Consider the following 20186-nt stretch of genomic DNA (forward strand, 5'->3'; position numbering starts at 1 on the left):
CCCATGTCCCAGGACCCTGATGAGAGCGGGATCGTCCCCGACGACCGCCTGCTCGTACGCCCGTACTTCGCCCATTCGGGCCCACCGTCTGCCGCGGCGGAGCCCGACTGGCCGCAGAGCGGGCCCTCCGCCTTCCCCGGCCCCGCGCCGGCCTGGAGGGCTGCCCCGGCCCCGGCTTCGGCTCCGGCTCCGGCCCGCGCCACCGCTCGCGACGGCGTGGACGCGGAAGGCGGCCGCGGCCGTCGCGGCGGCAGCCGGCTGCCGCTGACCGTGCTCACCCTGCTCGGCCTGGCCGCGGTCGGCGTCCTGGTGCCCGTGCTGAGCGACCCCGAGCCCGAGCCCGACCGGCCCGAACGGGCGACCGGGCTGTCCGTGCCCGCGCTCCCCGCCCGCAGCCCGGGCGCCGGCGAGGAGCCCACTCCCCGGGCGACCGTACGGTCCGGCACGCCGTCGGCCTCGCCCTCGGCGCCGTCGGGCACGCCCGCGACCCCGTCCCCCAAACCGAGCACGCCGGCCGCGCGGCCGTCGGCCGCCTTCACGACCCTGCGGATGGGGGACCGCGGCCCCGAGGTGCGCGCCCTGCAGGAGATGCTCTACGGGCAGGGGTTCACGTACGTCTCCGTCACCGGCGTCTTCGACAGCCAGACCAAGCGCGGTGTCAGCCAGCTCCAGCGCGACCGGTCCATCAAGGGCGACCCCCCTGGCGTCTACGGCCCGGCCACGCAGGCGGCCCTGGAATAGACGGACGGGCAGCTGGGCGGGGGCGATCAGCGGCCGCCGGAGACCCGCAGCACGGTGCCCGTCGTGTACGAGGCGTCCGGGGACAGCAGCCAGGCGATCGCGCCGGCGATCTCCTCCGGCCGGCCGGGCCGCCCGAGCGGGATCCCGGCCGCGGCCCGGGCCGGGCGGCCCGGGTCGCCCATCGTCGCGTGCATGTCGGTCTCGATGATGCCGGGCGCCACGGCGTTGACCCGGATGCCGTCCGGGCCGAGCTCCTTGGAGAGCCCGACGGTCAGGGCGTCGGCGGCCGCCTTGGTCGCCGCGTAGTGCACGTAGTCCCCGGGGCTGCCGAGGGTCGCAGCCGCGGAGGAGACGTTGACGATCGCCCCGCCGCCGGCCCGCGCCATGTCCCGGGCGCCGCGGCGGCAGCACAGCAGGTACCCGAGGAGGTTCACCTCGACCACCCGTCGCAGATCCTCGGTCCGGGCGTCGGCGAGCCGGCCCAGCGGCCCCGTCACCCCGGCGTTGTTCACCAGGCCGGTCACCGTGCCGAGCTCGGCGCCGGCGACGTCGAAGAGGTGCTCGACGGCGGACTCCTCGGAGGTGTCCCCGCGTACGGTCACACAGCTGGCCCCGGTCGCCCGTACGCGCTCGGCCACGGCCTCGGCGGCCGCCGCGTCGCGGGCGTAGTTCAGTGCCAGATCGTGCCCGTCGGCGGCCAGGCGCAGACAGGTGGCCGCACCGATGCCCCTGCTGCCGCCGGTGACGACGGTGACCGGACGACGTGACATGGCAGCCTCCTGGGCGGGGTGTGTGGTGGGTCGTGCGCGGTGGGTGGTGTGTGGTGGGTGGTGCGCGGTGGGTGGTGCGTGAACTGTGCGGCGCGGCAGGCTAACACCGTGAAATCCGCTGGACCAGCGGAAATGGGAGGACGGAAGGTGGCAGCGGCCGTCATGTCCGCCCGATCCGAGGAGCCGTCACATGTCCACCCTCCGCGTCACCGTCGAAGAGCTGACCGTCCACGAGCATCCCAACGCCAACGCCTTGGAGCTCGCGCAAGTGGGCCTCTACCGCGCCGTGATCGCCAAGGGCGCCTACCGCACCGGTGACTTCGCGCTCTACATACCCGAACAGGCCGTGCTGCCACCCGAGCTGATCGAGGAGCTGGGTCTGACCGGGCGGCTCGCGGGCGGCTCCGCCGACCGGGTCAAGGCGGTCCGGCTGCGCGGCGAGCTCTCGCAGGGGCTGGTGTGCAGGCCGCGCGCCCTCGCCGACGTCGACCTGGTGCAGGCGGCCGAGGAGGGCAGGGACTTCGCCGAGTCGCTCGGCATCACCAAATGGTCCCCGCCCGTCCCAACGACCATGAACGGCGAGGTCGAAGCCGCAGCCGACTTGATGCCGTGGGTCGACATCGAGAACCTCCAGCGCTACCCGCACCTGTTCGAGCCCGGCGAGCCGGTCGTCCTCACCGAGAAACTGCACGGCACGGCCTGCCTGTTCACCTACGTGGTCCACGGCGAGCGGGCCATCGTCTCCTCCAAGGGATTCGGTTCGAAGGGGCTGGCCCTCAAGGAGGACGAGCGCAACGTCTACTGGCGGGCGGTACGGGGCCACGGTCTGCCGACCGTCGCGGCGGCCCTGGCCGCCCGGCTCGGTGCGAGCAGGGTCGGGATCTTCGGCGAGGTGTACGGCGCCGGCGTCCAGGACCTGACGTACGGGACGAACGTCCGCACCGCCGACACCCCGCCCGGATACGCCGTCTTCGACGTCTCCGCCGAGATCGACGGTCAGGTGCGCTGGCTGGACCCGGCCGCCGTGCTGCTGGACGGCGAACTCCCGCTGGTGCCACGGCTGTACGAGGGCCCCTACGCGCTCGACACGGTGCTGGAGCTGGCGAGCGGCCGCGAGAGCGTGTCGGGGCGGGGCCTGCACCTGCGCGAGGGAGTCGTCATCCGCCCCGCGACGGAGCGCTACAGCCCGGTCGTGGGCGGCCGCGCCATAGCCAAGGCGGTCAGCCCCGCGTACCTGACCCGCAAGGGCGGCACCGAGTACGAGTGATCCCACGGCCCAGGACCACCACGGCCACGCCGTGCCACGCCACGCCACACCGCGACGCGCCCGGCCCGCTTCGGGGGGCGGGCGCGGCATGCGTGGTGGGATGGGTGGGGGCGGGGGTCCACCAGCACGCGGAGAGGTCGGGTACATGTCCCAGTCGGGCCGGAGCAGCCAGGAAACCATGCGGTCGATGGCGTACGACACGTACGGCGGGACGGAGGTGCTCTCCCCGATCCGGCTGCCGATGCCCAAGGTCGGCCCCGGGGAGGTCCTCGTCCGGGTGAAGTGCGCCGCCGTCAACCCCGTCGACTGGAAGATCATGGCGGGCGGGCTCGACTCCATGATGGACGTCGTCTTCCCGGTCGTCCCGGGCTGGGACGTGTCCGGCACCGTCGAGCGGTGCGGCCTCGACGTCCCCGAGTACGCCGAGGGCGACGAGGTCATGGCCTACGCCCGCAAGGACTACGTGCACGGCGGGACCTTCGCCGAGTTCGTCACCGTGCCCGTACGCGCCCTCGCGCACAAGCCCGCCTCCCTGAGCTGGGGCGAAGCCGCCGGACTCCCGCTGGTCGGACTCACCGCCTACCAGTTGCTGACCCGCCTGGGAACCGGCAAGGAGGACACCGTCCTCATCCACGGCGCCGCGGGCGGGGTCGGCTCCCTGGGCGTACAGATCGCCAGCGCACTGGGAGCCCGCGTCATCGGCACCGCCTCCGCGCGCAACCACGAGCGGGTGCGCGAACTGGGCGGCGAGCCCGTCGAGTACGGCGACGGACTCGCCGACCGCATCCGCGCCCTCGTACCCGACGGGCCCACCGTCGTCGCGGACTTCGTCGGCGGCGTCGGGGGCGTCACCCGGGAAGTGCTCCACGACGACGGACGGCACGCCTCGATCGCGGATCCCAGCGTGCTCGGCTCGGGTGGCCAGTGGATGTGGGTCCGCCCGGTCGCCGCCGATCTGGCCGCCCTGGCCCGCCTCGCCGACAGCGGGGTGCTGAAGGTCCCGGTCGCCCGGACCTTCCCCCTGGAGGAGCTCGCGGCAGCCTTCGAGCTGAGCCAGGGCGGCCACACGGCCGGCAAAATCATCATCGAGGTCTGACCTCCGGGCCGGGCCTCGCGCCGGGGCCCGGCCTTGCACCGTCCCCGCGGGCTCATCCCGGTAGGTCGGGCACGTCGCCGCATGCCGCCCAGGTGACCTCCGCGCCCGGGAGGCCCGTCCGCCAGGGGGCGGCCAGGGTGGCCAGGTGGGTGCGGTCGGGTGGGGCGGCGCCGAGTCCGATGGCGTAGCGGGCGAGGGTGGGGCCGGACTCGAAGGGGCGCGGCCAGGCGTGCACGTCCTTGACCCCGGCTTCCTCCAAGAGGCCGAGCAGTGCTCGCAGCCGCCCCCGGACCCGTCCCAGGACCTCCTCGAACTCCTGCTGCGTGGAGGCCCTTACGGTCACCACGGCCCAGGCGGCGTGCCGCCGGTGGAGCGGCGGCGCGGCCGGGGCCCAGTCGCCTTTCCCCGGGCCGGCCTCCAGCAGCTCCCACGCCCCGTACAGCTCCCGGACCAGCAGGTCGCGCAGGGCGGGGCCGACCTGGGCCGTGCAGCTGCGCACCGGCTCGGAGGGGGTGAGGACCGTGACCGGAGCCGGCTCGGCCGCCGTACCCGGTGCCGCGGGGGCCGCCGGGGCCAGCGTGACCGGCTCCCGCCAGTCCCAGGCCGCCCACCTGCCGAAGAACTCCCGCAGCAGGGCGTCGGGCGGCAGCGGGCCGGCCTCCTGGACCGTCCGCGCCGCGAGGACCGCCCAGGCCAGCCCCGGCAGCCCGCCGAACGGCGCCGAATCCAGCCCCCGGGCCCGCGCCCAGGCCTTCACCTGCCGCGCCAGCCCGGCGAACGCGGCATGTCCGCCGCCCACCGCATCCCCCACGGAATCCCCCGCGGGATGCGATGCGACGCCACCGCGCAGGTGATCCCGTACCGCCTCGGCGTCGCTCACCGCGCTCAGCGCGACCGCCGCGGCCTCGCCCAGCTCGGAGCGCCGCGCGAGCGCCCGCCCCGGCTGCAGGGCCGCGCAGCCGACCACCACCAGGTCCACGTCCAACGCCCCGACCCGGAACCGCAGCCCGGGCACGCGTGCGCCGGTCACCTCCCGGATCCGCTCGGCCTCCGGGAGCGCCGCCGCCACCCGCTGCCGGACCTCCGCGAGGTCGGCCGTGCCCGGCAGCGCCGCCACCAGGTCCAGGTCCGCATCCGGCAGGGCGCAGCCCATGCGGCGCGATCCGGCGACCTCCACCAGCCCGTCGCCCAGCGCCCGGGCCACCCGATCGGCCACCGACGCTGCGAGCCGGTCCATGCCGGGCCCGGTGCCCGGCCGCGCGGTCTCCTCCGTAGCCCAGCGAACCCGCGCGGTCTCCTCCGTAGCCCAGCGAACCTCGCCCGTCCCCAGCGCGACCGTCGCCCGGACCCGCATCGGGCCGTCCCCGCGCCGCGAGAGCACGGCCAGTTCCCCGACCCGGGCGGACACCGCGCCGCCGAGCCGGGCGGTGAAGGCGTACACCGCGCGCTGCGGGTCCCGGCTGCGCCCCAGCGTCAGATGGGGGGTGTAGCCCCCGGCGCCGCCGGCGTCCCCGGCGCGCCCGCCGCACCCCGGGAAACGCTCCACCAGCGCGCGCCGGAGCTCCTGCCACGGCGCGTCGCCGGAAGCCGCCGGGTCCAGCCAGACGGTGGCCTCCTCGCGGTGCCCGAAGCTGTGCACCCCTTCCAGCCGGGTGTCGAACGGCCGTGTCCCCGCGGCCGCTTCCGCGAGCAGCGGCACGGCCTCGGCGAAGGAGGACTCCGGCACGAAGCCGAAGAGCAGGTTCACGTGCGCGGGCCACCGGCCGGCCTGCGGGTCGTGTTCCTCCCGCAGCTCCCGTGCTCCCGCCGGGAGCCGCGGGGGCAGCCACGCCACCGCCGTGCGCGCCGTGGCAGGTACGTCGAGCCGCGCCGGCCCGTCGTCCCGCGCCCCGAAGTCCAGCGTCGCCTCCACCCCGTAGTGGTCGGAGGCGAACAGCCCGTCGGGGGCGGGAGTGTCGCCGCGCAGCGCCGCCCGTGTCACGCGCGCCGCCGTGGACCCCAGCAGGATCCGGTCCAGCCGGGCGGCCCGGCCCGACAGCGAGCCCACCGCGGCCAGCGGGTTGGCCCCCGGATCGAAGGTCGGCGTGTCGTCCGCCGCCCCGTGTACGTCGCTCCAGGCGTCCCGCATGCCCAGCGCGTGCGCCGGCCCCTGGTCCCCGTCGGCCCCGTGGCGGCCGTCGTTGAAGTCGCCGAGCAGGGCCACCTGGGCCTGGACGGCGCCCAGCCCCTCCGCGAGCCGGGCCAGTTCGGTGTCGCGGCGCGCGTGCCCGTTCTCGGTGTGGTCGCTGGTCAGGTGGGTGGTGGCCACGACCAGGGGGCCGGCCGCGGTGTCCACCGTCACGGCGGTGACCGCCTTGTGGCGGCCGAGCAGGTGTATCCCCGCCTCGCGCACCGGCAGCCGGCTCAGCACCAGCAGCCCGCACGCGGCGACGTCCCCGCCCTCCGGATCCGTGCCGAGGGCGTACCCGTCCCGCACCCACCGCGCCGCCAGCAGCATGCCGAGCAACTCGTGCTCGACCTCCTGGAGCGCGATGACATCGGCGTCGGCGGCCGCCAGCTCGGCCAGCAGCAGCGGCCTGCGCCGGGCGGTGGCGATGCGGGGGGCGTCGTACCGGTCCCAGAGCGTGTTCCACGTCAGCAGCCTGACCTCGGCGGGGGCCGCCGCCGCGCTCCCGGGCGCGGCCTGAGCGGGCCGCCAGGCGCCGCCGCCCGCCGGGTCCCACGCGTACGGGGTCCGTGCGGTGAAGAACGGGGCCCGCAGCAGCCGCGGGTCGCGGACCCGGCCCGCGGTGCTGACATCGATCCGGTCCACGCCCGTGGCCCGGTCCCACACCACCTCGCCGTCCGCCTCGACGAACAGGACCCGGTGCCAGGGGATGTCACCGCCGGGGACGAAGGACGCGAGCGGGATCCGCTTGGGTGCGGCCCCGCGCTGCAGCAGCCCGAGCACGAACCGGGCCGGATCGAACCGCGGGTCCCAGCGGACCTGGTGGTAGAGCTCCTCACTCGTGCGCATCAACGCTCCCCGTGTGCCGTGGCCGGGCCGCCCGCGAGGCGGCCCGCGTGGACGCCCGCAAGGCCGCCCGCCGTGTCCTCGACGGTCCCGCCCGCACCGATGTACCACGTCCGGTGCGCCTGGCCGGCGTACGGAGGGCTGAACCGGCGCAGCTGCGAGGCCAGCACCTGCTGCGGTACCGGATGCGGTCGCACGGCGTTGCGCCGCAGCAGTTCCTCCTCGTCGACGAGCAGTACGGCGTGCGTGACCAGCGCGTCGCGGCGCCGCGCGACCGCGCCGGCCAGGCCGCGCTGCTGGTCGGTCAGCGAGGTGGCGTCCCATACCACGGTGCCACCGCGGGCCAGGGCGGCGTCGAGGCGGTCCAGGCCCTCGCTCAGCACCTCCGCGTTGGCCCCCTGGTCCGCGCGCGAACCCCGGGCGGCGCGCAGGTCGTCAAGGGCGATGTACGCGTCCACGCCGGGCAGGCCGCGTCCGAAGGTGCTCTTCCCGCTGCCCGAGGGGCCGCTGAGCTGCACCAGCCGGGGAAACGTTCCCTCACGCCACTGCCATGTCGCCGCCACCGCCTCCTCGGCGGCGCCGCAGCCGACGCCGGGACCCAGGCCGGGAAGCGCGCCCCCGATCCTGCCCTGCGCGAACGCGCGCCGGGCCTCCGCCCAGCACCGGTCGGCCGCGTCCGGCGCCAGCCCGGCGAGGGGCTCGCGCAGCGCGGCGCGCAGGGACTCCAGCGGATCGGGGCCGCCGATCAGCCCCGCCTCCTCGGCCCACAGCGCGGACCACTCCACGCACTCCCGCGCCCCCGGCCCGTCGGCCAGTGCTCCGGCGAGCGCGTGCAGCAGCCCGAGATCGGCCGCGGCGGCCATGCGGACCAGCCCGGCCCGCCGGTCCTCGTCGGGGAACGGCCGCTGGAGGCACGGGTAGAGCCCCACCAGGTCGCCGACCCGCCGCGCGAGTTCCATCCCGAGCGGCCCCGCCGCGAGCCGGGCCGTGATCCGGGCCCGCGGCGCGCGGTGCAGCACGGCGGCCAGCACACCGGCCAGCCGGTCCTCCCCGGTCCGCCCCGTCCCCTCCCACGCCGCCATCCGGGCGACGACCTCGGCGACCTCTCCCGCACCGGCTGCCGCGGCCGCATCGTCCGCGCTCATCCCGACCGCGGCGCACAGCCCGCCCACATCGGCCTCGGCCCCCGACCGGACCGCCCACAACGGAGCGCCCGGCCCGAGCCCGTTCGCCACGACCGCGGCGAACATCCAGTGCGTATCGGTCTGTACGTGGCCGCCCCGCACCCACTTGGCCACGCAGCGCCCGAAGTCCTGGCGGGCGAACCCGTCCACCGTCCGTACGACGTACCCCTCCTGCCGCGCCGTGTCGAGCTTCAGCTTGCGCAGCGCGCGTTCGTCGAAGGTGCCCCGCCACAGCACGCGCGGGCTGGGCACCCCCAGGCCGCGCAGAAAACGGACGGTCGTGTCCCAGTCCAGGCAGTGCTCGCCGTCCCACACCGAGAACCCGTAGAACCAGCTGTCCAGGTCCTCGTAGGGGATCGAGTGCCGGGCGTACAGGTTCTCCCCGCACACCCGCCAGCCGGCCGGTATCCGCGCACCGATGCGGCCCTGGAGCCCCTTGACCCAGGCTCGCGAGGGGTGGTGCGCCGAGTCCGGCGACCGCGCGTGCAGGCCGTCCGCGTACAGGGTCGTGTTCTCCCCGTCGAGCTTCTCGGTCACCACGACCTCGCGCCCGGCCAGCCCCGTCAGCCCGGCCGCCCGGACGTCGTCCGCGGTCGCCCCGGGGGACCAGGGCAGATGCGGCGTGCGGGGATAGTGGGTGCGCATGATCCGCTCCTGCTCGACGACGTGGTGGCCTCGTCAATGTAGGGAGCCGGAGCGGGCACATCCACCCATTAACGGCGGGCACATCCGCCCATCAGCGGCACAGCGCCGCGATCGACGGGGACACCGTGCCCCGGGCCGCCGCGCACAGCGAGGCCATGTCGTACGGGCGCTGCGGCGCGGGCCGGGGCTTCGCCGCCGCGGCGCGCTGAGCGGCAGGGGCGGCGGGCTGGGCTGCCCGCACGGGCTTGGTGCGACGGGGCCCATGCGGCTGGTGGGGCTGCTGGGCGGCGGCCGGCCGCCGGTGGGCGGAGGCCGGGACCGCGTCGGGCGCTCCGTCCGGCTCGGTGTCCGGTTCGGCGCCGGGCGCTGCGAGCGCCTGCTCCGCCGACATGGGAAGCGGGCCCAACGGCTGCGCCCCGGGCGGCGGTTGCGGGGGTTCGGCGCGGGCCGCCGCGGGTGCCGGGCGCGGCCCCTGCGGGGTGGCGGCGGGATGCACGGTGACGCATCCGGTGGTGAGGACGAGCGTGGTGAGGGTCAGGGGCAGGGCCCGGCGCAGCTGCATCCGCCCACCCTGCCGTACCGGCGCCGCGAGAGCCGCACCCGTCACACGGACGGGTGACCTGGGGCCCGGATCCCGCGGCCGGCCCGGGAGCAGGGGCCGGCGCCGCGGTCCGGTTACGTGGTCGGACCGGCGGTTTTCAGGCCGCCAGTCCGCCCTGGGAAGGTAGCAGGGCCCGCATAACCAGGTAATAAGGAGGTATAGGGACGGCAAAGCGCTGTCGGCCGGCCCCGGTGCCCGCGCCGCCGTAACCCGGGAGCCGCGCCCGCTGTTGCACAGGCGGCGGGTCCACCCACGGTGAACGGAGTCCCATGCCGCAGCTGACCGACCAGGGCGCGATCGACCAGGGCGCGATCGACCAGGTCGCGACGGACCAGGGCGTGACCGCCCGGGCCGCGACCGCCCCAGCCGAGACCGGTGCTCACGAGCGGGACGGGACCTGGATGACCCCGCAGGAGTACGGCGCCTCGCGGGCCGCCGTCTGGAGCGCGGCCGTCGTCCTCGTCACCGACACCGACGGCCGGATCCTCGTCCAGAGCGTCGACTACCGCACCGACCGGCTGCTCCCCGGCGGCGCCGTGGACGCGGGCGAGGCACCGTCCGCGGCCGCCGCCCGCGAGCTGCGCGAGGAGCTCGGCGTCGACGACCGCTACCCGCGCGGCCTCGCCGTGGACTGGATCCCGGCCGACACCCCGGGCTTCCCGCCCGAGATGCGGTTCCCCGGCGAGATCCTGCACGTCTACGACGGCGGCACCTGGACCCCCGAACGGATCGATGCCGTCCGGCTGCCGGCCCAGGAGATCACCGGTATCCACTTCGCGGAACCGGCGGAGCTGCCCGCCCTGATGGAGCCGGGCGACGCCCGCCGCGCCCTGTCCGCCCTGCGCGCCCGCATCAACGGCTCCGGCACGGCCCTGCTGGAGGACGGCCGGCCCACCATGCCGACGGCTCTCGACCGGCTCGGCGTCCTGCGCACCCGCAGGATTCCCGAGCGCGAGCCCTGGCACCCGGGGCCGGTCCCCGCGCAGCTGCCCGTACGCGACCGCTCGGCCTGGCTGTTCGCCCCCGACGGCCGGGTCCTGCTCCTGATCGCCCGCGCCACCGGCGCCGCCCACCTCCCGCCGCCGACGGCCGCAGCCGTCACGGCGGCCGCGCCACTCGGCTACCGGTACGGCGGGCAGGGCGCCCACGCCCGCACCGCGGCCCGCCTCACCGCTCTGCCCCCGGCGGCGGACCCGGCGTACGCCCGGCTGCTGGCCACGCCCGAACAGGTCCGGGAACTGAGCGACTGGGGCCCGGCCGGCGGCCACGAACTCGCGGCGGTCCACACCGCCCGCCTCCGCCTGGGTCTGCCCGCCGCCCCTCGCACCCCGGCCACGGAACTTCCCGAGGAGGGCGCGCGCTGGTGACCCGGCCCCGGCCCGGCCCCGACCCAGCCGGTCGACCTCTGCCACGAGGACCCGTGACCGGGAAATCCTGCGCCCGCGGTCCGCGGTCCCGCAGCATGGGGCCATGAGCGACAGTGCGATCACCTACACCGTGTACATCCAGGCCGATCCGGCCCGGGTCTGGCAGGCACTCACCGAGCCCGCCTTCACCCGCCGGTACTGGGGCCTGAGCTTCGAGACCGACTGGGCGGTGGGCTCGGTGATGGACTGGGTCGAGCGCGGCGCCCGCACCAGTGACCCCGAGCAGGTGGTCCTGGACTGCGTCCCCGACCGCCTGCTCTCCTACACGTGGCACACCTTCAGCCCGCAGTGGGCGGCCGCGGCCGGGATCGGGGAGGAGCTGCGGGCCGAACTGGCGAAGGAGCGGCGCACGAAGGTGACGTACGAGATCGAGCCGGTCGGCGACACCCTCGCGCGGCTGACCATCCTGCACGAGGGCTTCGAACCCGGCGGCACCCTGATCGGCATGTGCGGGCGCGCCTGGCCGATGCTGGCGTCGAGCCTCAAGACCCTGCTGGAGACCGGGGCGCCGCTGCCGGAACCGGAACACGACACCGGCCAGGGGGTCGGCGGCTACGAGGCGCACCGGACGCGCGAGACCCGGGAGCCGCGCGAGCCGCGCGAGGACTGATCCGGGCCGGCCGCCGGATACCGGCCGGCCGGCCCGCGCGAAGTCCCTGGTGCCGGCTCCCGCCGGCCGAGGAGCGCGCCGACGGCACCCTGGCCACCGGTCCCGCACGGAGATCGTGTGCAATGGGTGTCATGCGTGTCACGGGCAGAGTGAACGAGAGGCAGCGGGCCGCCACCGGCGCCGCCGGGGGCGTGCCGGTCCAGACGAGCCGTTCCGACGCCGCCGCGCGCCCCGAGCACTGGCGCTACGGGCGGCACCTGGAGTCCCTGGCCCTCGCGCCGGGCGGGGGCGCCGGGGCGGAGGCCGCGGCCGTCGCCGCCGTGCTGCGCGACCCGGACCCGGTGATGGCGGAGAGCGCGGTGGTCACCCACCTCGACCGCCGGGCGGCGCGCCTGCTGGCCGACGACGGGTTCCCGGCGTGGGCCCGGGCCATGACCGGCGTGCTCACCGGCCGGGCCTTCCCCGAGCGCCGGCTGCGGGAGTGGATCCTGCTCAAGGCCCTCACCCACGGCGAGCCCTGGTCCCGCGAGGAGCTCGTCGCCGCCTCGGACTGGTGCCAGCGCACCGCCGCCCAGTCCCTGACCTCGTACGAGGCCCTCGGGCTGCTCGCGAGCGACGCCCGTACCCGCCGCGTGCGCAATGCCGCGGCCGTGCGCCTGCGCAGGCGGACCACGGTCTGAGGCCGGGGCCGTCCGGGCCCGCCCCGCCGAGGCCGCCCCGTGGCCGGGGCGGGTGCAGCGTGCGTCAGTGGCCCTTGCGCACCCGGGCAGCGCGGCGGGCCTCGGCGAGTGCCCGGGCCTCGGTCGTCTTGCGGGACTCCTTGGCCTTCCCCGGCCGGCCGGGCCGGGTGCCGATGCCGCGGAACCCGAGGTCCGACCCCGAGGGCCGGCCCTTGGCGTCGGTGGGCGCGGAGCCCGCCAGCGGCACCCCCGGGGCGGCCTTGGCTCCGGTGATCCGGCTCAGCGCCGCCTCGCCGGAGCGGACCTGCGTGATCGTCGGACGGATCCGGGCGTCCGCCATCAGGCGGACGATGTCCCGGCGCTGGTTCGGGGTCACGAGGGTGACGACCCGGCCGGCCTCGCCGGCCCGGGCGGTACGCCCGCCCCGGTGCAGGTAGTCCTTGTGGTCGGCGGGCGGGTCCACGTTGACCACGAGGTCGAGGTCGTCGATGTGGATGCCGCGCGCCGCGACGTTCGTGGCGACCAGGACGGTGACCGCCCCGGTCTTGAACTGGGCCAGGGTGCGGGTGCGCTGCGGCTGCGACTTGCCGCTGTGCAGGCCCTCCGCCCGTACGCCCATGGCGCGCAGGTGCTTCACGAACTGGTCGACCCCGTGCTTGGTGTCGAGGAACATCAGCACCCGGTTGTCGCGGGCCGCGATCTCGGTCGCCGCCGAGATCTTGTCGGCCGCGTGGATGTGCAGCACGTGGTGGTCCATCGTGGTCACCGCGCCCGCCTGCGGGTCGACGGAGTGCGAGACCGGGTCCTTGAGGTACGTCCGGACCAGCTGGTCCACGTTGCGGTCCAGCGTCGCCGAGAACAGCATCCGCTGCCCGGCGTGGTGCACCTGGTCGAGGATCTCCGTGACCTGCGGCATGAAGCCCATGTCGCACATCTGGTCGGCCTCGTCGAGCACGGTGATCTTCACGCGCTCCAGGTGGACGTCCCGGCGCCCGACCAGGTCGCTGAGCCGCCCGGGGGTGGCCACGACGACCTCGGCGCCGGTGCGCAGCGTGCTGACCTGCCGACCGATGGACAGTCCGCCGACCACGGTGACCATCCGCAGCTTCAGGGCCGCCGCGTACGGGTCCAGCGCCTCGGTGACCTGCTGCGCCAGCTCGCGCGTCGGTACGAGGATCAGCGCCAGCGGGCGCTTCGGGTCCGCCTGCTGCCCCGCGGTACGCGCCAGCAGGGCCAGGCCGAAGGCGAGGGTCTTGCCGGAGCCGGTCTGGGCGCGGCCCAGGACGTCCCGCCCGGCCAGGGCGTTCGGCAGGGTCGCGGCCTGGATGGGGAACGGCTCCGTCACCGCCAGCTCGGCCATCGTGGTCACCAGCTCATGGGGCAGGTCCAGCTCCGAGAACGACTGCACCGGCGCCAGCGCCGGCACCTTCGGCTGGTGCATCGTGAACTCACCCTGCGGGCCCAGCGTCCGGGGGGTCTTGCCGCCGGACTTGGCTCCGGCCTTGGCACCGCCCTTCACACCGAAGCGGCCATGAGCTGACGGGTTCCTCATGCAGGACCTTTCGAGATGGAAAACGCGAGACGGAAAACGCGAGACGGAAAAGAAGATGGTCAACCGCCCATGGTACCAGCGGGGGCTACGCCTCCCCGGCTCCCGTTTCGGGCACAGCCCCTGAGCGCACCTGCGCGCAATGGGCGCGGACCTCGACCGCGGCGCGCTCGAACCAGTCGGCGATCACGGCGATCTCATCGGGGGTGTAATCGGCGAACAGGGCGCCGAGCCGGTCGTAGAACGGCTGGTAGACCGCGACGACCCGGGCGGCGGCCTCGGGCTCGGCCACCACCCGTACGCGCCGCCGGTCGGCGGGGTCCGGCCGGCGCCGGGCGTACCCGGCGCGTTCGAGGCGGTTGAGGACCCCGGTGACGGCGCCGGTGGTCAGGTCGACCAGTTCGGCGAGGTCGCCGGCGGCCAGGGGGGTGTCACCGGCGCCCAGGATGTGGCCCAGGCAGGTCAGGTCGGTGACGTTGAGCCCGAGCCGCTGCGCCACCTCCTGCTGGCCGACGATGCCCAGGGCGACGTACTGGTCCATGCGCGACATGGCCTCCGCGGCGGTGGCCGGGGGGCGGGGCTTGCCCTCCACGGACATACTCCTTAGCATCTAAGTTACTTAGCTCGTGAGATAAACGAACTCCTTCTCCGAGCCTACTGCCGACTGCCGTCCGTCCGAACAGGGAGAACCCATGAGCGCCCACGGCCACGTCGACCTCGGCCACACGGTGGCCGGCTGGACCGGCACCACCCTGGCCCTGCTGGGCTTCGCCGGAGCGGGCGTGGCCGTCTGCGCGGCCTGGCTGCCCGGCGTCTGGATCGGCCTCGGCGTCGTCGCCCTGGCCGGGATCACCACCTGGCTGCTCCACCTCGCCGGCTGGGGGAAGCCGAGCGGGCCCCGGCCGCAGGCCGACTGGGACTGGCGCGTTCGCGACACCGTCGCCCACACCGGCCACGCCGGCTGCCTGGGCTGCCGGGCCGGCGGACCGCGCCGAGCCGCCGCGGCGGCCCCCCGGCCCCGGCCCGTCGCCCCGCTGCCCGTGGCGGACAGCGGCGTGTGAAGGCCCTGACGCCACGGTCGCTCCCCCTTTTCGCGGACAAGGCGTCCAGAAGTTCGATGGCGCGCCGCGCCCCGGTTGGCCGCGTCCAGCGTGTGCTGTGAGGGAGCGTCGGGCAGGATCGAGACGGCCGCGTGTGCGGCCCGCAGTGGAACGTTGAGAAGGATCAGCCAGATGGCAACAGGCACCGTGAAGTGGTTCAACTCGGAGAAGGGGTTCGGCTTCATCCAGCAGGACGGCGGCGGCCCTGACGTGTTCGTGCACTTCTCCGCGATCGAGTCCAGCGGCTTCAAGTCCCTGGAAGAGGGCGCGAAGGTCGAGTACCAGGTCACCCAAGGCCCCAAGGGTCCCCAGGCCGAGCGGGTGGTCACCCTCGGGTAGGACCGCTTCACGGCCTGGGTCCGTGAACCGAACCCCGAACCCCCGCCGGTCCGCCCGGCGGGGTTTCGCGCGTTGTGGCGACCGGCAAGAGGGCTCTAAGCCCGCCCGATGGCGCGGTGGAGGGCCAGGATCAGCGGCCACAGCAGTTCCGCCAGCGCGACCGGATCCCCCGGGGCCTCCCCGTGCAGCCAGTCCGCGAGGACACCGGTGAAGGTGGCGGCCACCGCCGAGGCGACCACCTCGGCGTGCGGGGCGCCCACCGCCTCGCGTTCGGCGCGCGCGCGGGCGCGCAGCTCCCGGTGGAGGCGGTCGCCGAGCGGGCCGCCGCCGCCCGCGAGGAGCAGGGCGCGGTAGAGCGGGGCCCGGTCGGCGGCGCCCGCCAGGAACTCGGCCAGTGCGGCGGGGGGCCGGTCCGGGGCGCGCGCCGCGGGGCCGGTCTGCCAGGCGTGCAGGGCGTCGATCGCCGCGTGCACCACATCGGCGCAGGCGTCCACGGCGAGGGCCGTGAGGTCCTCGTAGTGCAGGTAGAACGTGGCGCGGCCGACGCCGGCGCGGCGGACCACCGCCGAGACGCTGACGGCGGTGAGCGGCCGGCCGGTGCACTCGGCGAGCAGGCTCCGGCGCAGCCGCTCCTTCGTCCGGGCCGTACGGGGATCCTGCGCGCTCACGCGGCCAGCAGGGCCGCGCCGAGGGCGAGGGCGCCGGGCAGGGCTTGGGCGACCAGGATCCGGCGGTTCGCGGTCGCGGCCCCGTACACCCCGGCGACGACCACGCAGATCAGGAAGAAGAGCTGCGTGGCGAGCGAGTCGATGACCAGCCCCCAGACCAGGCCGGCGGCGAGGAAGCCGTTGTAGAGGCCCTGGTTCGCGGCGAGGGGCGCGGTGCGGCGGGCGGTGTCGGCGTCGAAGCCGGACAGGGCGCGGCCGGGCGGCCGCTGCCACAGGAACATCTCCAGGACCAGGATGTACACGTGGAGCACGGCCACCAGGCCGATGAGGATCTGAGCGACCGTGTGCATGGACGTCTCCTTCGCGCGGGGCTGCCGGACGGCACTTCCTGGACAGCTGTCCGGGAAGTTCCTGGACAACTGTACGGGAAGTCGCGCGCGGCCCGGCTCAGAGGTGGGCGTCCAGGAAGGCCCGGAACTCCTCGCGCGTCATCGGACCGGCCTGGCTCGCGACCGCCTCGCCGTCCTTGACGAGCACCGCGGTCGGCGCGCTCGTCACCCCGTAGCGCCTGGTCGTCCCGGGACACCGGGTCATGTCGGTGCGGACGGCGGTGAACCGCGTCCCGTACTCCTGCGCCAGCTCGCCGACGACCGAGTCCATGGCGCGGCACGCCTCCACGGCCTTCGGCCAGCTGCCGCAGAAGTAGGCGAGCACGGGCCCGGTCGTCATCGACAGGATGAAGTCGAACTCCTGGTCCTCCAGTGGCTGGTGCACCCGACGTGCCATGCGCGTCCCTCCTCGCTCGTGCGCCCCCGCGGTGGCGAGGGCGGCCCCCATCATCGCCGCAATGTCAGTGGGGCCTGCGAACCTGAGCCGCATGGACGACAGGATGCTCCGGCGCCGGGTCTACGGCGCCGACCACGAGGACCCCGACCCCGGCCCGCGCCCCGGCCATGTCTACGGCGAGCTGGTCGGGGGACCGCTCGACGGGCTCCTCCTGGACATCACCGGATGGAGCGCGCCCCAGCTCGCCGAAGAGGCCAGGCTCCCCACGGAGATAGGCCGCTACGGGGCGGGGGGCCGGGCCCACTACCGGCGCCGTGCGCAGGACCCGGACCGCTGGGACTGGACCGGCGACAGTCGCTGACCGCCCGGGCGCAGTCTCTGACCGCACGGTGGGTCCGGAGCCGGAGCGTCGGCTGGCCGCCCCGCAGGATTCTTCGAAGAATCTTCCGGGGAGCTGTCGATCCGGGCGTCTCCCGTTCGACGCAGGGGTGAGAGGCGGGGAGAGTCCCCGCCCTCCGACCGAGGAGTCACCATGCCGCGCTTCCTGACGATGATCCGCATCAACGAGCAGGACCTCCCCGCCGACACCGCCTTCCCGCCCGAGTTCGAGCAGCGCATGGGCGCTCTCATGGAGGAGATCACCAAGGCCGGCGTCATGCTCGACACGGCCGGGCTCCTGCCCACCTCCGAGGGGACCAGGGTCAGCTGGTCCGGCGGGAAGATCAGCTACACCGACGGCCCCTTCACCGAGACCAGGGAGGTCGTCGGCGGATACTCCCTGACCCAGTGCAAGGACAAGGCCGAGGCCCTGGAGTGGACCCGGCGGTTCCTTGAGATCCACCCGGCGGAGTGGAACGTCAGCGCCGAGGTCCGGGAGATCCAGGAGATGTGACGCCGGCCCCGGGCCCCCACGCGGGCCCGGGCCCACGCGCCCACCGCGCCGCGTTTGCCCTGCCCCGTCACGGCTGCTCTGATGGGTGGCCGTGACGGCAGTCAATGCGGCCCAAGCGGTCGAAGCGGTGTTCAGGATCGAGTCCGCGCGGATCATCGCCGGTGTCGCCCGGATCGTGCGGGACGTCGGCATCGCCGAGGAGCTCGCCCAGGACGCCCTCGTCGCCGCTCTCGAACAGTGGCCGCAGACCGGTGTGCCCGACCGGCCCGGCGCCTGGCTCATGGCCACCGCCAAGCACCGCGCGATCGACCTCGTCCGCCGCAAGGAGACGTACGCGCGCAAACTGGCGGAAGTCGGCCGGAGCCTGGAGGACGCCCCGCCGCCGCCCGAACCGGCGGACCCCGAGGACATCGACGACGACCTGCTGCGCCTGATCTTCACCTCCTGCCACCCGGTGCTGGCCACCGAGGCCCGCATCGCGCTCACCCTGCGCCTGATGGGCGGGCTCACCACCCAGGAGATCGCCCGCGCCTTCCTCACCTCCGAGGCGACCGTCGCCCAGCGCATCGTCCGGGCGAAGCGCACCCTGGCCAAGGCCGGGGTGCCCTTCGAAGTCCCGTACGGCGCCGACCGCGAGGCCCGGCTCTCCTCGGTCCTGGAGGTCATCTACCTCGTCTTCAACGAGGGCTACGCAGCCACCACCGGCGACGATCTCGTCCGCCCCGCCCTGTGCGAGGACGCCCTGCGCCTCGCCCGCGTCCTCACCGGCCTGATGCCCGAGGAGCCCGAGGTGCACGGCCTCGCCGCGCTCCTGGAGTTCCAGGCGTCCCGGACGGCCACCCGCACCGGACCCGACGGGGAGCCGGTGCTGCTGGCCGACCAGAACCGGGCCCGGTGGAACCGCATGCTCATCGCCCGCGGCGCCCGCGCCATGGCCCGCGCCGGCAGCGGCCCCTACTCCCTCCAGGCCGCGATCGCCGGCTGCCACGCCGCCGCCGTCCGCTACGAGGACACGGACTGGCCGAGGATCGCCGCACTGTACGGGCGGCTCGTCCTGCTGGTCCCGTCACCGGTGGTCGAGCTCAACCGGGCGGTCGCCGTCTCCATGGCCGAGGGACCGCAGGCGGCGCTGCCGCTGGTCGACGCGCTCGCCGACGAACCGGCTCTGCGCGCCTACCACTTGCTGCCCAGTGTGCGGGGGGACCTGCTGGAGCGCCTCGGCCGGCCGCAGGAGGCCCGCGCGGAGTTCGAGCGGGCGGCCTCCCTCACCCGCAACGCGCAGGAGCGCACCCTCCTCCTGCGCCGCGCGGCCCGCCTCTGAACCCGGCCCGGTCAGCACCGGCGGGCGTACGCGGCCACGTCCAGCGGGGTCCCCTCGGGCCGCCGCGGCGGGGGCAGGGCGACGGGCCCGCCGAAGCCGCCGGAGCGGGCGACGTTCTGGACCGTCCGGCGCAGCGCCTCCTGGAAGTCGGTCATCGTCCCGCGGGCCGCCGGGGTGTCGACGTAGAGGGAGTTCATGTGCAGCCCCTCCGCGTCCCGGTGGAACCACGAACAGGCACCGTTCGCGCGCGCCGACCACACGTGGGTGGCGGGCTGCCACTCGTCGTGGCGTTCGGCGCCGGGGCACCTGCGCATGTCGATGTACGAGAAGAAGTTCACCGGGTACGGCCAGGAGCGGGCGGCGAACTCCTCGGGCGCCAGCAGCTCCCAGGCCCGGACGAACGGCACGTCGACGTGGGAGATCATCTCGGTGAAGCCGGCCCGGATCCCCGCCATCACCTGGGCGAAGTCCCGGCCGGGCGAGGCGTCGAACTCGATGGGCATGGTGTTGACGAACCATCCCACCGAATGCGCCCAGGCTCCCCGGCCGCGCTCGCTGACCGGCATGAGGCCCCGGTAGACGCCGGGCCCGCCGGCCTCGCGCAGGCACACGGCGACGGACCCGAGCACCCCCATGAACGGCTTGCCGCCGACCGCCACGCAGGTCTTCTCGAACACCTCGGCCTCGGCCGCGTCCAGCAGCATCGAGCCCTCGTTGACGATCGGGTACATCCGGTCCGGCTCGACACCGAGGTCGAGCGGGAACTTGGGGAAGAAATCGCCGCCCCGCGCGATGAACTCCTTCCAGTAGCCCAGACGTTCGTCCTCCGCGTCGATGGAGAGGTAGCGGCGCCGCTGCTCGTCGGCGAAGTCCAGGTAGCTGGGGGCGGGCGGCAGTTCGACGCCCTCACCGCCGCACAGGCCCTCGTACGCGGTCAGGACGTCGCGGGCGACGATCGGCATCGACATGCCGTCGCACACGATGTGGTCGAAGGCGAGGTAGACCGTCGCCGAGTCCTCGCGGACCACCGCGCCCATGATGAACAGCGGCCAGGAGAGCGTGTCGATGCTCCGCTTGAACCGATCGACGAGGAACTCGCGCAGCAGGTCGGCCGTCTCGAAGGTGCCCACCTGCTCGGGGTCGAGGGCGAGTTCGGCGGGGTCGAAGGGCTCGCACGCCAGCTCCCCGGCCAGCCGGCGGAACGCGCACCGCAGGACCTCGTGCCGCTGCACGAAGGACAACAGCGCCTGCGCCAGAGCCCGTTCGTCCAGCGGGCCGGTCACTTCGAAGGTGACCGCCACCCAGGACGCGACGGGGTCGTCGGCGGCCCGGCTCTCCTCGGCGACGGTGAAGTGCTTGTCCTGGTTGAAGGACGCCTTCCTGCTCGCCGGGTCACCCGCGCCACCGGCCTCCGCCGCCGCCGTGGACCTGAGCCGCCACTCGACCACCCGGCCGGGAGCCACGTGGTGCATCTCCAGAGGAAACTGCCGCATTCCG

The 20186-nt window shown here is 75.0% G+C and carries 21 protein-coding genes; 11 read left to right on the top strand and 10 right to left on the bottom strand.

All coding sequences use genetic code 11. From position 1 onward, the window contains the following. Positions 1 to 3: 3 nt before the first annotated feature. The gene (locus tag AC07DU_RS02255; protein ID WP_479109164.1) at positions 4 to 741 is read left to right on the top strand and encodes a peptidoglycan-binding domain-containing protein; all 738 of its coding nucleotides are present in this window, start codon (positions 4 to 6) and stop codon (positions 739 to 741) included. A gap of 26 nt (positions 742 to 767) precedes the next feature. Here AC07DU_RS02255 and AC07DU_RS02260 read toward each other — a convergent pair whose 3' ends face one another. Further along, complete coding sequence (locus AC07DU_RS02260) at positions 768 to 1511, bottom strand: SDR family oxidoreductase (RefSeq protein ID WP_479109166.1); 744 nt, start codon at positions 1509 to 1511, stop codon at positions 768 to 770. A gap of 190 nt (positions 1512 to 1701) precedes the next feature. Between AC07DU_RS02260 and AC07DU_RS02265 the strand changes: the two genes are divergently transcribed. Both AC07DU_RS02265 and AC07DU_RS02270 read left to right on the top strand, forming a co-directional pair. Then, positions 1702 to 2778: an RNA ligase (ATP) gene (locus tag AC07DU_RS02265; protein ID WP_479109168.1), complete on the top strand. Its 1077-nt coding sequence runs from the start codon at positions 1702 to 1704 to the stop codon at positions 2776 to 2778. A 178-nt stretch (positions 2779 to 2956) separates the two neighbouring features. After that, complete coding sequence (locus AC07DU_RS02270) at positions 2957 to 3874, top strand: NADP-dependent oxidoreductase (protein WP_479030565.1); 918 nt, start codon at positions 2957 to 2959, stop codon at positions 3872 to 3874. Positions 3875 to 3926: 52 nt separating this feature from the next. On the opposite strand, the gene AC07DU_RS02275 is transcribed toward AC07DU_RS02270, so the two are convergent. From AC07DU_RS02275 to AC07DU_RS02285, 3 genes are all read right to left on the bottom strand, one after another. Next, positions 3927 to 6890: a poly(A) polymerase gene (locus AC07DU_RS02275; RefSeq protein WP_479109170.1), complete on the bottom strand. Its 2964-nt coding sequence runs from the start codon at positions 6888 to 6890 to the stop codon at positions 3927 to 3929. Further along, a complete protein-coding gene (locus AC07DU_RS02280) occupies positions 6890 to 8716 on the bottom strand; it encodes an RNA ligase family protein (protein ID WP_479109172.1) in 1827 nt (608 codons plus the stop codon). The genes AC07DU_RS02275 and AC07DU_RS02280 overlap by 1 nt, the downstream gene beginning before the upstream one ends. A 91-nt stretch (positions 8717 to 8807) precedes the next feature. Next, on the bottom strand, positions 8808 to 9278 hold the full coding sequence (locus AC07DU_RS02285; protein ID WP_479109174.1) for a hypothetical protein: 471 nt from the start codon (positions 9276 to 9278) through the stop codon (positions 8808 to 8810). 308 nt (positions 9279 to 9586) lie between these two features. On the opposite strand from AC07DU_RS02285, the gene AC07DU_RS02290 reads away from it, so the two are divergent. The 3 genes from AC07DU_RS02290 (at position 9587) to AC07DU_RS02300 (ending at position 12034) form a co-directional block, all read left to right on the top strand. After that, the gene (locus AC07DU_RS02290) at positions 9587 to 10684 is read left to right on the top strand and encodes an NUDIX domain-containing protein (protein WP_479109176.1); all 1098 of its coding nucleotides are present in this window, start codon (positions 9587 to 9589) and stop codon (positions 10682 to 10684) included. Positions 10685 to 10787: 103 nt separating this feature from the next. After that, positions 10788 to 11354 carry an SRPBCC domain-containing protein gene (locus tag AC07DU_RS02295; RefSeq protein ID WP_453371068.1) on the top strand — a complete coding sequence of 189 codons (567 nt, stop codon included), beginning with the start codon at positions 10788 to 10790 and terminating at the stop codon, positions 11352 to 11354. Between the two features lie 131 nt (positions 11355 to 11485). Continuing rightward, positions 11486 to 12034, top strand: coding sequence for a hypothetical protein (locus tag AC07DU_RS02300; RefSeq protein ID WP_479109178.1), 549 nt, complete (start codon positions 11486 to 11488; stop codon positions 12032 to 12034). A gap of 64 nt (positions 12035 to 12098) precedes the next feature. On the opposite strand, the gene AC07DU_RS02305 is transcribed toward AC07DU_RS02300, so the two are convergent. Together AC07DU_RS02305 and AC07DU_RS02310 are read right to left on the bottom strand one after the other, a co-directional pair. After that, on the bottom strand, positions 12099 to 13586 hold the full coding sequence (locus tag AC07DU_RS02305) for a DEAD/DEAH box helicase (protein ID WP_392051955.1): 1488 nt from the start codon (positions 13584 to 13586) through the stop codon (positions 12099 to 12101). 85 nt (positions 13587 to 13671) lie between these two features. Continuing rightward, positions 13672 to 14175 carry a MarR family winged helix-turn-helix transcriptional regulator gene (locus AC07DU_RS02310; protein WP_360889698.1) on the bottom strand — a complete coding sequence of 168 codons (504 nt, stop codon included), beginning with the start codon at positions 14173 to 14175 and terminating at the stop codon, positions 13672 to 13674. A 100-nt stretch (positions 14176 to 14275) separates the two neighbouring features. Here AC07DU_RS02310 and AC07DU_RS02315 point away from each other — a divergent pair, with 100 nt between their 5' ends. Together AC07DU_RS02315 and AC07DU_RS02320 are read left to right on the top strand one after the other, a co-directional pair. After that, complete coding sequence (locus AC07DU_RS02315) at positions 14276 to 14644, top strand: HGxxPAAW family protein (protein WP_479109180.1); 369 nt, start codon at positions 14276 to 14278, stop codon at positions 14642 to 14644. 171 nt (positions 14645 to 14815) lie between these two features. Further along, the gene (locus AC07DU_RS02320; protein ID WP_360889704.1) at positions 14816 to 15022 is read left to right on the top strand and encodes a cold-shock protein; all 207 of its coding nucleotides are present in this window, start codon (positions 14816 to 14818) and stop codon (positions 15020 to 15022) included. A gap of 95 nt (positions 15023 to 15117) precedes the next feature. Here the strand turns inward: AC07DU_RS02320 and AC07DU_RS02325 are convergent, their stop codons facing one another. The 3 genes from AC07DU_RS02325 to AC07DU_RS02335 form a co-directional block, all read right to left on the bottom strand. Beyond that, entirely contained in the window at positions 15118 to 15690 is a 573-nt protein-coding gene (locus AC07DU_RS02325; protein WP_479109182.1) for a TetR/AcrR family transcriptional regulator, read from the bottom strand. Further along, positions 15687 to 16040: a DUF1304 domain-containing protein gene (locus AC07DU_RS02330; RefSeq protein ID WP_360889710.1), complete on the bottom strand. Its 354-nt coding sequence runs from the start codon at positions 16038 to 16040 to the stop codon at positions 15687 to 15689. The genes AC07DU_RS02325 and AC07DU_RS02330 overlap by 4 nt, the downstream gene beginning before the upstream one ends. 97 nt (positions 16041 to 16137) lie before the next feature. Continuing rightward, on the bottom strand, positions 16138 to 16476 hold the full coding sequence (locus AC07DU_RS02335; protein ID WP_360889713.1) for a thioredoxin family protein: 339 nt from the start codon (positions 16474 to 16476) through the stop codon (positions 16138 to 16140). Positions 16477 to 16567: 91 nt separating this feature from the next. Here AC07DU_RS02335 and AC07DU_RS02340 point away from each other — a divergent pair, with 91 nt between their 5' ends. The 3 genes from AC07DU_RS02340 (at position 16568) to AC07DU_RS02350 (ending at position 18689) form a co-directional block, all read left to right on the top strand. Then, entirely contained in the window at positions 16568 to 16837 is a 270-nt protein-coding gene (locus AC07DU_RS02340) for a hypothetical protein (protein ID WP_360889716.1), read from the top strand. A gap of 171 nt (positions 16838 to 17008) precedes the next feature. Further along, positions 17009 to 17368: a YciI family protein gene (locus AC07DU_RS02345; protein ID WP_360889719.1), complete on the top strand. Its 360-nt coding sequence runs from the start codon at positions 17009 to 17011 to the stop codon at positions 17366 to 17368. An 85-nt stretch (positions 17369 to 17453) separates the two neighbouring features. After that, positions 17454 to 18689 carry an RNA polymerase sigma factor gene (locus AC07DU_RS02350; RefSeq protein ID WP_360889721.1) on the top strand — a complete coding sequence of 412 codons (1236 nt, stop codon included), beginning with the start codon at positions 17454 to 17456 and terminating at the stop codon, positions 18687 to 18689. A gap of 11 nt (positions 18690 to 18700) precedes the next feature. On the opposite strand, the gene AC07DU_RS02355 is transcribed toward AC07DU_RS02350, so the two are convergent. Beyond that, positions 18701 to 20182: a condensation domain-containing protein gene (locus AC07DU_RS02355; RefSeq protein WP_479109184.1), complete on the bottom strand. Its 1482-nt coding sequence runs from the start codon at positions 20180 to 20182 to the stop codon at positions 18701 to 18703. Positions 20183 to 20186: the final 4 nt, after the last annotated feature.

This window comes from Streptomyces sp. NPDC045695 (genome assembly GCF_056432025.1).

Bases quoted from the DNA above. Each gene is read 5' to 3' on its own strand.
- AC07DU_RS02285 (WP_479109174.1), bottom strand. From the start codon at position 9,278: ATGCAGCTGCGCCGGGCCCTGCCCCTGACCCTCACCACGCTCGTCCTC.
- AC07DU_RS02290 (WP_479109176.1), top strand. From the start codon at position 9,587: ATGCCGCAGCTGACCGACCAGGGCGCGATCGACCAGGGCGCGATCGAC.
- AC07DU_RS02315 (WP_479109180.1), top strand. From the start codon at position 14,276: ATGAGCGCCCACGGCCACGTCGACCTCGGCCACACGGTGGCCGGCTGG.
- AC07DU_RS02305 (WP_392051955.1), bottom strand. From the start codon at position 13,586: ATGAGGAACCCGTCAGCTCATGGCCGCTTCGGTGTGAAGGGCGGTGCC.
- AC07DU_RS02295 (WP_453371068.1), top strand. From the start codon at position 10,788: ATGAGCGACAGTGCGATCACCTACACCGTGTACATCCAGGCCGATCCG.
- AC07DU_RS02265 (WP_479109168.1), top strand. From the start codon at position 1,702: ATGTCCACCCTCCGCGTCACCGTCGAAGAGCTGACCGTCCACGAGCAT.
- AC07DU_RS02280 (WP_479109172.1), bottom strand. From the start codon at position 8,716: ATGCGCACCCACTATCCCCGCACGCCGCATCTGCCCTGGTCCCCCGGG.
- AC07DU_RS02355 (WP_479109184.1), bottom strand. From the start codon at position 20,182: ATGCGGCAGTTTCCTCTGGAGATGCACCACGTGGCTCCCGGCCGGGTG.
- AC07DU_RS02335 (WP_360889713.1), bottom strand. From the start codon at position 16,476: ATGGCACGTCGGGTGCACCAGCCACTGGAGGACCAGGAGTTCGACTTC.
- AC07DU_RS02260 (WP_479109166.1), bottom strand. From the start codon at position 1,511: ATGTCACGTCGTCCGGTCACCGTCGTCACCGGCGGCAGCAGGGGCATC.
- AC07DU_RS02275 (WP_479109170.1), bottom strand. From the start codon at position 6,890: ATGCGCACGAGTGAGGAGCTCTACCACCAGGTCCGCTGGGACCCGCGG.
- AC07DU_RS02300 (WP_479109178.1), top strand. From the start codon at position 11,486: ATGCGTGTCACGGGCAGAGTGAACGAGAGGCAGCGGGCCGCCACCGGC.
- AC07DU_RS02255 (WP_479109164.1), top strand. From the start codon at position 4: ATGTCCCAGGACCCTGATGAGAGCGGGATCGTCCCCGACGACCGCCTG.
- AC07DU_RS02270 (WP_479030565.1), top strand. From the start codon at position 2,957: ATGCGGTCGATGGCGTACGACACGTACGGCGGGACGGAGGTGCTCTCC.
- AC07DU_RS02345 (WP_360889719.1), top strand. From the start codon at position 17,009: ATGCCGCGCTTCCTGACGATGATCCGCATCAACGAGCAGGACCTCCCC.
- AC07DU_RS02330 (WP_360889710.1), bottom strand. From the start codon at position 16,040: ATGCACACGGTCGCTCAGATCCTCATCGGCCTGGTGGCCGTGCTCCAC.
- AC07DU_RS02320 (WP_360889704.1), top strand. From the start codon at position 14,816: ATGGCAACAGGCACCGTGAAGTGGTTCAACTCGGAGAAGGGGTTCGGC.
- AC07DU_RS02340 (WP_360889716.1), top strand. From the start codon at position 16,568: ATGGACGACAGGATGCTCCGGCGCCGGGTCTACGGCGCCGACCACGAG.